The 11,609-nt window shown below is 63.9% G+C and carries 12 protein-coding genes; 9 read left to right on the forward strand and 3 right to left on the reverse strand.

What is annotated here, in order from left to right; all coding sequences use genetic code 11:
• The first annotated feature begins 237 nt into the window (after positions 1-237).
• The gene (locus MET9862_RS11805) at positions 238-1,155 is read left to right on the forward strand and encodes a LysR family transcriptional regulator (RefSeq protein ID WP_142583151.1); all 918 of its coding nucleotides are present in this window, start codon (positions 238-240) and stop codon (positions 1,153-1,155) included.
• A gap of 29 nt (positions 1,156-1,184) precedes the next feature.
• Here MET9862_RS11805 and dctP read toward each other — a convergent pair whose 3' ends face one another.
• On the reverse strand, positions 1,185-2,219 hold the full coding sequence (gene dctP / locus MET9862_RS11810; RefSeq protein ID WP_142583152.1) for a TRAP transporter substrate-binding protein DctP: 1,035 nt from the start codon (positions 2,217-2,219) through the stop codon (positions 1,185-1,187).
• A gap of 1,180 nt (positions 2,220-3,399) precedes the next feature.
• The gene (locus tag MET9862_RS11815) at positions 3,400-3,876 is read right to left on the reverse strand and encodes a cache domain-containing protein (protein ID WP_142583153.1); all 477 of its coding nucleotides are present in this window, start codon (positions 3,874-3,876) and stop codon (positions 3,400-3,402) included.
• A gap of 277 nt (positions 3,877-4,153) precedes the next feature.
• Here MET9862_RS11815 and MET9862_RS11820 point away from each other — a divergent pair, with 277 nt between their 5' ends.
• From MET9862_RS11820 to MET9862_RS11845, 6 genes are all read left to right on the forward strand, one after another.
• Positions 4,154-4,945: a DUF2189 domain-containing protein gene (locus MET9862_RS11820; protein WP_142583154.1), complete on the forward strand. Its 792-nt coding sequence runs from the start codon at positions 4,154-4,156 to the stop codon at positions 4,943-4,945.
• Between the two features lie 62 nt (positions 4,946-5,007).
• Positions 5,008-5,847 (forward strand): cytochrome c oxidase subunit II, encoded by an 840-nt coding sequence (locus MET9862_RS11825; RefSeq protein WP_142583155.1) that lies wholly within the window; start codon positions 5,008-5,010, stop codon positions 5,845-5,847.
• 5 nt (positions 5,848-5,852) lie between these two features.
• Entirely contained in the window at positions 5,853-7,619 is a 1,767-nt protein-coding gene (gene ctaD, locus MET9862_RS11830; protein ID WP_142583156.1) for a cytochrome c oxidase subunit I, read from the forward strand.
• Positions 7,616-8,317, forward strand: coding sequence for a cytochrome c oxidase subunit 3 (locus tag MET9862_RS11835; RefSeq protein WP_142583157.1), 702 nt, complete (start codon positions 7,616-7,618; stop codon positions 8,315-8,317). The genes ctaD and MET9862_RS11835 overlap by 4 nt, the downstream gene beginning before the upstream one ends.
• A gap of 18 nt (positions 8,318-8,335) precedes the next feature.
• Positions 8,336-9,073, forward strand: a complete 738-nt coding sequence (locus MET9862_RS11840; protein ID WP_142583158.1) for a heme-copper oxidase subunit III family protein — start codon at positions 8,336-8,338, stop codon at positions 9,071-9,073.
• A gap of 9 nt (positions 9,074-9,082) precedes the next feature.
• Positions 9,083-9,415, forward strand: coding sequence for a cytochrome C oxidase subunit IV family protein (locus tag MET9862_RS11845; RefSeq protein WP_142583159.1), 333 nt, complete (start codon positions 9,083-9,085; stop codon positions 9,413-9,415).
• Between the two features lie 37 nt (positions 9,416-9,452).
• On the opposite strand, the gene minE is transcribed toward MET9862_RS11845, so the two are convergent.
• Complete coding sequence (gene minE / locus MET9862_RS30755; protein ID WP_438616610.1) at positions 9,453-9,863, reverse strand: cell division topological specificity factor MinE; 411 nt, start codon at positions 9,861-9,863, stop codon at positions 9,453-9,455.
• A gap of 428 nt (positions 9,864-10,291) precedes the next feature.
• Between minE and MET9862_RS11860 the strand changes: the two genes are divergently transcribed.
• Both MET9862_RS11860 and MET9862_RS30625 read left to right on the forward strand, forming a co-directional pair.
• Positions 10,292-10,612, forward strand: coding sequence for a GYD domain-containing protein (locus MET9862_RS11860; protein ID WP_142583160.1), 321 nt, complete (start codon positions 10,292-10,294; stop codon positions 10,610-10,612).
• Positions 10,613-10,994: 382 nt separating this feature from the next.
• Entirely contained in the window at positions 10,995-11,327 is a 333-nt protein-coding gene (locus tag MET9862_RS30625) for a DUF4288 domain-containing protein (protein WP_368773570.1), read from the forward strand.
• The last annotated feature ends 282 nt before the right edge of the window (positions 11,328-11,609 follow it).

Here is an 11,609-nt window from a genome sequence, read left to right on the forward strand (position 1 = left end):
CCTCGATAAGGAAATTTCGCCGCTCCAAATAAATCGACGTCTTAGATTGGAGTGAAATTGATTCTCGCTCTGCGTGCATTGCGGTGATGAATAGCGGGGGCCATCGGGCCCGCCGACCAGGCGCCGTTCCGCGACGCATCCCAGAGCTTCCCAGTCGGTTCGCCCGCGCTATCAGTCCATACATGTTCCGCAGCCCCGCTTCGGGCCGCAATGCACGTCGCACTACCAGGAGCCCGGATGAACCTGCGTTCTGTCGACCTCAACCTCTTGGTGGCTCTGGACGCTCTGTTGACGGAGTTGCACGTCACTCGGGCGTCCGAGAAGGTTGGCCTCAGCCAACCGGCGATGAGCAACGCCCTGTCGCGCCTGCGGCACCTGTTCAAGGACGATCTCCTCGTCCGGACCCCGACGGGCATGCAGGCCACGCCCCGTGCGCTCGAACTGGCCGAGCCGACGAGACAGGTGCTGCGTCAGATCGAGCGCGTGTTGGACCACGACACGGAGTTCGATCCTGCCGTTGCGCAACGGACCTTCACGGTCCGCCTTTCCGATCTGCTCGGCCTGATCCTACTACCACAATTGCTGGAAGGCCTGGGCAAGGATGCGCCAGGATTGCACCTCGACGTCGTGCACCTTTCCCCCTCCAAGACCGTGGAAGGCCTTGAACGGGACGAGATCGACCTCGCCGTCAGCATGGGCCTCAGCCATTCAACCGCGCTCCGGTCGGAGACGCTGATGGAAGACCGCATGGTCTGCGCGCTGCGGGAAGATCATCCCGCGGCCAGCGAGCCGATGGGGCTCGATCGGTTCCTGGCCTTTGCACACCTCAAGGTCTCGATGTCGCCCACCGATTTGCGATTCGTCGACGATGTACTCGCGCGCGACGGCCTGAAGCGGCGTCTGACGCTGAACGTCCCGCACTGGCTCCTCGTGCCTCACGTCCTGAACCGGTCGGACCTGATCTCCGTGATGCCGCAGCGCTTAGCCTCCGCCTTGACCGCGGCCGGGCACAGGCTGGCGGTGCGCGATCTGCCCTTCGCGTCGGAGCCCTTCGCCTGGTCGCTGTATTGGCACCGCAGGCATGACAGGAACCCGGCCATTGCCTGGCTGCGCGCCGAGCTTCGATCCATTGCGTCGACCCTGGACCAGAGCTGATCCGACTCGGCATGCGGGACCGGCCGATGTTACGAGACGGCCTCCCCTAGCTTCAGGAGTTCTGCGCAGGTCGACGAGCGATTGGCGTACTCTTTCCAGACCGTGTCTTGGGCGAGCGTGCGCCACTTGGCGAGCGCGCCGTCGTCCAGCGGCACGACCTTGGCCCCAGCTTTGGCGAACACCTTCTCAACCTCGGCATCGTCGGACTGCGCGCCATGTAGCCCGAACGGCTCCATTTCGGCCCCCACCGAAAGGATGGCTTCCTGCTGGTCCTTGGGCAGACCATCGAAGATCGCCTTCGACATCATGATGGGTTCAAGCATGAACCAGTAGAAGCGTCCGCGTCCGGAAGTGAGGTGCTTGGCTAGCTCCTCGACATGGAACGAGATCATGCTCGTCGAGGATGTGATCGTCGCGTCGCAGGCACCCGTCTGCATCGCTACATAGACCTCGTTCGAAGGCAGGTTGAGGGTCGCCGCCCCGGCGGCTTTCATGAGCAGATCGACCTCTCGCGAGCCCCCACGGATCTTCAGCCCCTTTGCGTCCTCCGGCAGGTAGAGAGGCCGGTCGCGGCTCGCGGCATTGCCGGATTGCCAGACCCAGCTGACGAAGATCAGGCCCTTGGCCGCCATCAACTCGGTGAGGCGACGCCCGACCGGTGCGTGCTTCCAGAGCGCTGCCTGCTCGTATGAGCTGACGAGCGCCGGCATCAGGCCGATGCTGGTCTCGGGCGCCTCGCCGCTGGCGTAGGCGAGAGGCCACAGGCTCATGTCCAAAGCGGCTTTGCGCATAGAGCTGAACTGGGCGTTCGTCTTCATCAAAGACGAGCCGGGATAGACCTGGATCTCCACCGCGCCTTTGGTCCGTGCGTTGACCTCCGCGGCAAACCTCCGGCACATGCGATCGCGAAAATCGCCCTGATCACCGTTCGAACCAGGGAACTGATGGGAGAGCTTCAGGACCGTCGCCGCCTTGGCACGGTTGATACCGAACGGCAGCATGAATGGCGCGGCAAGCGCCGAGCGCAGGATCGTTCGGCGCGCCACAATGCCTTGAAGCGACATGGATTTCCTCCAACGTTCTGTACCTTTGGGAACACATCACCAGTCGCGGCGCCCATCACAAAATACATATTTGGAATGTGGCGATTGACATGCCCGATCTGCCCGGTGTCCGAGGATCATCAGCGGCGACGAGGTCAGCCGGCGCCGTAGCCGCCCTTTGCATTGACCGTCTGCGGGACGGGTGGCCGGTCGTCATAGCCACCGCTTTCCGGCCCGAGGTTGTCCACCGGCTCCGGCCTCCCAGTCCGGTTGCCGGCAACACGAGCCTCTAAGCGGACCGGCTGCAATCGGCCAGATTACGTCACGCCGGATTGCCAGAGCGCGCAGGACCCGACGTTCCGCCTTGCGCTCCATTACCGCCATTCACCCCATTCGGGCGAAAGCTCCGAAGCGGACATAGCGACAGTCGAGATCGCAGGTCTGGATCGCGCCAGGACCCGACTCTTGGCACGCCGGGCTTGAACCGCCGATCACGACCCTTCTCGGGCTTTCAGAAGGTCTGCTTACCGGCCCTCTGATTGGCCCAGAACGACCGATCCTGGCCGAAACCGGAATGGCCGCTTCGGAGCATGCCCGCTGGAGAAGCGGACGGCCTCCTACCGACCCGGCCCAGCCGCCCGGACCGCCGCCGACGCTCCTCCAAAGCAGTCGTTCGTCAGACCTCCGGCAACCTGGGCTCGGGGTGGTAATCGGAAGTCGGCCGGAGATCGGAAATCGGACCTCCGGCTTCGCGCTCCATACCGGTCATTCAACAGCCGTCGCGGGCATCTCTGAAGCGGATTTCCGGGAGTGCGTTTTCTCGCTCTTGATACCCCCACTTCCGGACCTTGGACCCGATGCGATCGCTATCTTCAGCCCGAGGGCAAAAAAGCCAGGACCTACACTGGTGGCGCGATCATCAAGTTCGGACGAAGTGACCCGCTCCCCGTCCGCGATCAGGGTAAGGCAATCAGGCCGCAACGCGGCGGCTTGTTGAAACTCCGCCCAGTCGTGCTCCCGTTCGGAGGTGCCGTGTGCGCTCCTCTCCAACGTCGCGCGATTCTGCCAACGAACTTCTAACTCAGACCACTAGAACTTCGCCCTTTTAGCTCTGCTTCGCTGCAGATAGCAAAAGTCACGTAGGCCAGAGCATTGGCCGTTGAGGCGCAATCGGAGTAACAAGCGTGTGCAGGGACGAACCTCAATCGACGTAGGCACCTGCTCCCACCAACGCGGCAGTCCCGTCGATCGTCACCCCTCGAAGGTAGCTCCACTTCACGGACGGACTCGCGCGCCCGGGCTTCGGAAACATATAGTCGACCCAGCCGGACCCGTATGTTCTCACGACTTCCACGAAATCTCTGTGGAAGCGTTTTCCGTCGGCATCGCGCTCATCGAGCCAGTTCCGTCCCTCACGATGCGGATTCGCGGCGTTGAACAGAACGTTGCCGGAAAGGTCCATAGCGAACAGGTAAAGATCGTCGTGTCGCCATTGGCTGTCCGGCCTCCTGAGCTCCTCGAAAGCCTTCCGGCCCCGCCTGTCTAGGAGTTCGGCGGCCGCATCCACAAGACCTTCGATCTCAGCGGCATCATGCGCCCGAGGAATGGCCTTCTGCGTGATCGCGGAAGCCGTGAGGAGCAGGAGCAGCAAGGGCCAAGTCAGGAGGGCGCCGCGCATAGCTGTGCCTCTTGTCGGTCGAACGGCTGCCTGTTGCCGATTGCCCCCCCTGTCTGAAGGAACATACTCACTAACTAGACCTGAACAAGTCTTAGCAGCAGCGCGAAGCATGCGTCCGTGACATACACATAGCGGTACCCCGAAGCGAAGTTTTTCGCGACAGCCAGACCTAATTCTGCTATGGGATTGAACGATTGCGCATGAAAGCTTAGCGATAGGCGTCCGATTGGATGTCAGACGTCGGTTGCGAGCAGGTCTTCCTATGGAGGGCTATGCGATGGCCGGTCTACACACCGCCTCCCACCCGCTGATCCTGGCGCGCGCACATGTGCGTCGCATTGGCCTCGACGATCTTCGCTTCGCGCTGAGGAAGGGCCTGGACGATTTCATCGCCATGCCGACGCATGCCCTGTTCCTCGTCGCCATCTATCCCGTCGCGGGCGTGCTCATCGCGGCCGCGACGTTCGAAAACGACCTTGTGCCACTGCTCTTCCCGCTGGCGTCAGGCTTCGCCCTGCTCGGGCCCTTCGCGGCGATCGGGCTCTACGAGATGAGCCGCCGCCGGGAACAGGGCCGCGACATCGGCTGGATGAACGCCTACGCGCCCCTGACCCGCCGCTCAGCCCAGGCCATCGTGGTGGTCGCCCTTGCTCTCACGCTGCTCTTCGTCGCGTGGCTGATCGCCGCGATGGCCCTCTACTGGGCTCTCTACGGCGAGGCGCGCCAGGATTCGGGACTCGGCTTGCTGCAGGAGGTGCTGACGACGCCGAGAGGCTGGACACTCATCGTGGCTGGGAACCTCGTCGGCGCGGCCTTCTCGCTCCTCGCGCTGGCCATCAGCGTAGTCTCGTTTCCGCTGATCATCGACAGCGGGACCGATGCCGCCACGGCCATCGCGACCTCTGTCGTCCTCGTTCAGCAGAACCCGGGCACGATGGCGGTCTGGGGGCTCATCGTCGCGGGCCTCCTCGTCCTGGGGATGCTGCCCCTGTTCGTGGGCCTCGCCCTCGTCCTGCCGATCCTGGGCCATGCCACCTGGCATCTCTACCGGCGAGCCGTCGTGCCCTGACGGCCCGCCGCCCGGCACCCCAAGGCCTGCCCCGGCAGCTCGGCGGGGCGCGGGAGGTAGCGATGGCGCTCATCCTGGTCCTGATTGCCGTCGGCTCCGTAGCGTTCCACCTGCTGAGCCCGTGGTGGTGGACTCCGATCGCGTCGAATTGGAGCTACATCGACACCACGCTGATCATCACGTTCTGGATCACGGGCGCGGTCTTCACCGCGATCGTGCTGTTCATGGCCTATTGCCTGTGGCGCTTCCGGCATCGGCCGGGCCGCCGGGCCGCCTACGAGCCGGAGAGGCCGCGCCTTGAGGCTTGGCTCACGGTGGTGACGGCGCTCGGCATCGCCGCCATGCTCGCTCCGGGCCTCGCCGTCTGGAGCCAGTTCGTCCGAGCTCCGGCGGACGCCGCGGAGGTCGAGATCCTCGCCCAGCAATGGCGCTGGAGCTTTCGCCTACCCGGTGCCGACGGCCGCCTCGGCGCGGCCGACATCCGCCATGTCGGGGACGACAACCCGCTCGGCCTCGATCCCGGGGACCTGGCCGGTCAGGACGACCTCGTGGTCGATGGGGGCGACCTGCACCTAGCTCTCGGCCGCCCCGTGAAGCTCCTGATGCGCTCGTACGATGTGGTCCATAACTTCTACGTCCCGGAATTCCGCGCCAAGATGGACATCATTCCCGGCATGGTGACCCATGTCTGGCTCACGCCGAGCCGGACGGGCACGTTCGAGGCGATCTGCAACGAGGTTTGTGGGACCAATCACTACGCGATGCGCGGCCGCGTCGTGGTCGAGGATGAGCCTGCTTTCCGCTCCTGGCTCGACCAGCAGACGGCCGTCTCGCAGCGCGCCGCGCGGTCGACCGGCATGCGCGAGGCCGGCATGCGCCGGTCCGCGACGAACAAGCGGTGAGGGCCATGTCCGACGCGATCACCGGTCCGCAGGACGGGTCAGCTCTCCTTCCCGAGGCGGACGAGCTCTACCATCCGCACAGCTGGTGGACCCGCTACGTCTTCAGCCAGGATGCGAAGGTCATCGCCATCCAGTATTCCGGAACCGCCCTGGCGATCGGCTTCGTCGCTCTGATCCTCTCCTGGCTGATACGGTTGCAACTCGGATTTCCAGGGCTGGCCGCCTTTATCGGTCCGGCCGAGTACTACCAGCTGATCACCATGCACGGCATGATCATGGTCGTGTACCTGCTCACGGCCGTGTTCCTCGGCGGCTTCGGCAATTACCTGATCCCTCTGATGCTCGGCGCGCGAGATATGGTGTTCCCGTACCTGAACATGCTGAGTTACTGGATCTACCTGTTGGCCGTCCTGGTCCTCGTGGTGAGCTTCTTCGCTCCGGGCGGCCCGACCGGCGCCGGCTGGACCCTCTACCCGCCCCAGGCCATCCTGGCGGGAACGCCTGGGCAGGAATGGGGCATCGTTCTGATGCTCATCTCGCTCATCCTGTTCATCGCGGGCTTCACCATGGGCGGCGTGAACTACATCGTGACGGTGCTTCAGGCGCGCGCGCCTGGCATGACGCTGATGCGCATGCCGCTAACGATCTGGGGCATCTTCACGGCGACGATCCTGGCGCTGCTCGCCTTTCCGGCGCTGTTCGTCGGCGCCGTGATGATGCTGCTCGATCGTCTGCTCGGCACGAGCTTCTTCATGCCGGCCATCCTCGAGGCTGGCCAGCGCCTGCGCTACGGCGGCGGCAGCCCGATCCTGTTCCAGCACCTGTTCTGGTTCTTCGGCCACCCCGAAGTCTACATCGTCGCGCTTCCGGCTTTCGGCATCGTCTCCGATCTGATCAGCACCCACGCACGCAAGAATATATTCGGCTACCGCATGATGGTTTGGGCAATCGTTGCCATTGGGGCGCTGAGCTTTGTGGTCTGGGCGCACCACATGTACGTCAGTGGCATGAACCCGTATTTCGGCTTCTTCTTCGCGACCACGACGCTCATCATCGCGATCCCGACAGCCATCAAGGTCTACAACTGGGTCCTGACCCTCTGGCGCGGCGACATCCACCTCACGGTGCCGATGCTCTTCGCGATCGCCTTCATCGTGACGTTCCTGAACGGTGGTCTCACCGGCCTGTTCCTGGGCAACGTCGTCGTCGACGTGCCACTCTCCGACACGATGTTCGTCGTCGCCCATTTCCACATGGTCATGGGGGTCGCCCCGATCTTGGTGATCTTCGGCGGCATCTATCACTGGTACCCCAAGGTGACCGGCCGCATGCTCGACGCGCGGCTCGGGCAGGTCCATTTTTGGATCACGTTCATAGGCGCCTACGCGATCTTCTTCCCGATGCACTATCTCGGTCTGCTCGGAGTGCCGCGGCGCTACTACGAGACCGCGGGGCTCGGCTTCGTGCCGCCGTCCGCCCAGTCCCTCAACGCCTTCATCAGCCTCGTGGCCTTCGTCGTCGGGGCCGCGCAGGTCGTGTTCCTGTTCAACATCCTGCGCAGCCTAAAGCATGGCGCGCCCGCGGGCGGCAATCCCTGGCACGCCACGACGCTGGAGTGGCAGACACCGGAGACGCCGCCGCCGCACGGCAACTGGGGGCCGACGCTGCCGGTCGTCTACCGCTGGCCCTACGACTACAGCGTGCCCGGCGCACCGGAGGACTTCCTGCCGCAGAACCAGCCCGACCCGGCTCACGCGGGGGCGGTGCCGTGACTCTCGTCCTGCTCTACCTCGCCGCCCTCGCCGTCCTAGCCGCGCGCTGGCTCGGTCAGCAGCATCTCGCGGACCGGCCTTGGCTCACGGCCGGCTCTCCGCACCCGCTCGGCGTGCCCACGACTCGTCCGTCGCCGGCGCGGCTCGGCCTGGGCGTCTTCCTCGCCAGCGCCGGACTGCTCTTCGCGCTCCTGGTGGCCGCCTACGCGATGCGCGTTCCAGCAACGGCACCCGTGCCGCTCGATCCACGCCTGCTCTGGCTCACGACGAGCCTGCTCGTGGGCGCGAGCCTCGCCCTGCACGGAGCCCGCGGCGCGGCGCGGCGCGGGCGGGAGGACGAGGCCACGGCCGCTCTGGGCCTTGCCGCCGCGGCGGGTGTCGGGTTCCTCGGGGGCCAGGCCCTGGCCTGGCGCGCGCTCTGGGAGGCGGGGATCGCGCATCAGGGGCCCGACGCGGCGGCCGCCTTCTTCTGCCTGATCACGGCGCTGCACGGCCTGCACATCCTGGCCGGCCTCGTCGCTCTCGCATGGGTCACGGCCCGGGGCGCTCTCCTGCCGCGTCCGGCGGATCTGGGGCCGAGCATCGCGCTCTGCACGCTGTACTGGGACGCCCTACTGGCGGTCTGGCTGGTCCTGTTCGGGCTCCTGTTTCGTACACCCTGGTCCGGCCTGATCGATGCCCTGTGCCGGCCCGGCTGATGCCTCGCGAGGCCCCCTATGGCTCACACCGCTGCCGGTGACGGCACCGCCTTCCGCGCACCGCCCTCGACCCTGCCGCCGACGCGCTGGCACCGCCTCTCTGCCGAGTGGGCCGGCGATCGGCAGGTCTTCGATGGTGCATCCTGGCGCAAGGCCATGATTTGGGTCTTCCTTCTCAGCGATACCTTCGTCTTCGGATGTTTCCTGATCGGCTACATGACGGTGCGCATGTCGACGTCGGTGCCGTGGCCGAAGACCAGCGAAGTCTTTGCCCTCGAGATCGCCGGCAAGCCCTGGCCCCTCCTTCTCATCGCCATCATGACCTTCGTGCTGATCTCGAGCAGCGGCACGATGGCGATCGCCGTCGCCTTCGGCTATCGCCGCCGCCGTCGCACGACGGCTTTCCTGATGGGCCTCACCGCCCTCTTGGGGGCCACCTTCGTGGGCATGCAGGCCTTCGAGTGGACGAAGCTGATCCTCGAGGGAGTCCGTCCCTGGGGCAATCCCTGGGGTGCCGAGCAATTCGGCTCGGCCTTCTTCATGATCACGGGATTCCACGGCACGCACGTGACGATCGGGGTGATCGCGCTGCTCGTCATCATTCGCAAGGTTTGGCGGGGCGACTTCGACACCGGCCGGCGCGGCTTCTTCACTAGCCGCCCAGGCGGCTACGAGAACGTCGAGATCATGGGCCTGTACTGGCACTTCGTCGATCTTGTCTGGGTCTTCATCTTCGCATTGTTCTATCTCTGGTAGGAGGCTGCTATGCAGGCGACAGCCGGGGCAACCGAACATGCCCACCCGATCAGGCTGTACCTCGTGGTTTGGGCGTGGCTGTTCGTGCTAAGCGCCTGTTCCTACCTCGTCGACTATGTGCACCTTCAGGGTGTCGTGCGCTGGTCTCTGATCCTCCTGTTCATGATCGTCAAAGCCGGATTGATCGTCGCGGTCTTCATGCACCTCGCCTGGGAACGCTTGGCCCTCATCTACGTGATCCTGGTCCCTCCGGCGGCGCTGCTGATCTTCATCGCGATCATGGCCGTCGAGGCGGATTACACGCTGGCGACCCGTCTCGCGCAGCAGGTCACCGGCAGTTGACCAGGGTCCTCGGCGCGCGACCTTCACATTGGTCTTTCTAGGATGGTGCCCGTCGATCCAAGTGGAAGGGCAACTCGATGTTGAGATCCAGCGTCGAGATGCCTTCACGTCGCGCCACCGTGAGCTGCACCTTGTCGCTGCTGATCCGAGCATGTTTGACGATCACCGCGATGATCTCCTCGCGAAGCGTATCGACCAAGTGAGAGCGTCCGATCTCCGTGCGCGCGTGAGCGATGACGACCTGGAGGCGCTCGCGGGCGATCACAGCCGTCTGCCGCTGAGTGAAAAGGTTGAACAAGTTCATGCCGCCCTCCGCGTGAAGAGTTTTTCGAGGCAGGATTTTCGCTCGGAAGAAGTCGTCATCGGTACGGCTTTCCCGATCAGCCGACGCACGGCGTCGGCATAGGCGCGAGCCGGCGCACAGCAAGCTGGGGAAACCGCTGCTCATGCTTGCGCTGGGCCGATCATTGCACAACTGCAAGCGCAAGCATCGACGCTCCGATCTTGTGCAACACAGAATTTGCACTAAGATATCATGATTGAACGGCTAAGTATGGAGGTTTCCATGCTTGCAAGACTCACACTTGCCAGCCTCTTCATCCTGGCTTCTAGTTTCGCCTGCCCTGCAGAGATTTTGCCCGGACAGGCGACAGCAGAGCGGGAAGGTCGTCCTTCCGCTACGACACCTTACATCACACCCACTGGCAAAGTGGTTCCTCGTCCAGGAGATTTTGATCCTGCCGAGACGAGCAACATCGAGAAGCGAACCAAACGTCAGGAGGAGGACGATCGGGTGACGCGTGGGATCTGCACGGGCTGCTAGCCCATCGCAACTGTGCTTGGAGGCGTGGTTACGCTCAAGGCCGGAGGGATGCCATGACCACCTACATCATGTTGGCTAACTGGACTGATCAGGGTGCGCGCGCGGCGCCCGACTCACCCGCTCGACTCGATGCGGCCAAGCGGTTGCTCGCGGAGATGGGCGGCAGGTTCAAGGAGTTTTACCTGACAATGGGCGGTCACGACATCGTGGCTGTCTACGAGGCCCCGGACGATGCTGTTGCGGCCCGCTTCAGCTTGCAGCTCGGCATGCTCGGCAACATCCGGGTACAAACCCTAAAGGCATTCCCGGAAGCGGCCTACCGTCAGATTGTCCAGTCGTTGACCTATGAGGAGCCACCGCGCTGGCCCACCTGAGGTGCGGAGGAGCGAAAATAGATGGGGATGCCAAAGGCGCGATGACCCCCATTCTGCAGCGGCTTCTGCTTGGAAGCGAACTTCGTATGCGCATGTAGCGACAATCCGTTTCGGGGGCACTCTGACCCCTCCCTTAACCGCGCCAAACGTCCGCTTGTCCATTACCAAAGCCACAAAGCAGACGGGCCGCTAACGGCCAGCTTCGGCCTCACCGGTAGGCCCGTCGGGATGACTGGGGTGGGTGGCTTTCTGCCTGTCTACATCCGGACGGCGGATGCATCGAAGCGGACATAGCCACTGGGACCGGTCACTACCCGTTGCAGACCTCGTTTTCCAATGGTTCGATGGCCGGGTTGGAAGCTCAGTGACCTGCGTAAGAGCCATGCCGTTGTTCGCTGTATCGCTTCTCTCCGAGTGCCGTGTGGCGGGTGTTGTCCTGCCTGACCCGATGCATGAACTGGCGATTCACATCGTCCAAGCTCAGGACGAGGCCGAGGCGCGTGCACGGGGCGCGGAACTTGGCGCTCACCGGCAGCATGCCTACCGCAACTCGGACGGCGAGGAAGTGAGATGGGTTTTCCAACGCGTGGTGGAATGTCAGGACCTCTTCGACCGTGAACTAGCTGACGGCATGGAAGTCTCGTCCTGGCTGTATAGGGGTGAGCGCCTCTGCCTCAACGACGGATGGTTGGCACCCTCGGCTGCAACCAGCTAGGGTCTGGAAACGGCGAGTTGTGGACATCATGCTAGTCGGGGTGGCATGGGGTCGAATTCGGTCATAGTCCCAATCGCTGATACGATCATCGGTCGTGCCTCTTCAGCGATGGCATGCAGAAAAACTCCGGTAAGCATCCAGCGGAAGCGGGTATTCTTGCGGGCTTCTGCGACGACGCGATCCGGTAGCGTCCGCGGACGAGGTGTAAATTCGAGGACCGCTTTGGCGGGGATTGGGGTGGCCATCGGGCCATGCGGCTAAGGTGGAGTTTGCGGACTTCAA

Source organism: Methylobacterium symbioticum (assembly GCF_902141845.1).
In the GTDB taxonomy this organism is placed as follows: domain Bacteria; phylum Pseudomonadota; class Alphaproteobacteria; order Rhizobiales; family Beijerinckiaceae; genus Methylobacterium; species Methylobacterium symbioticum.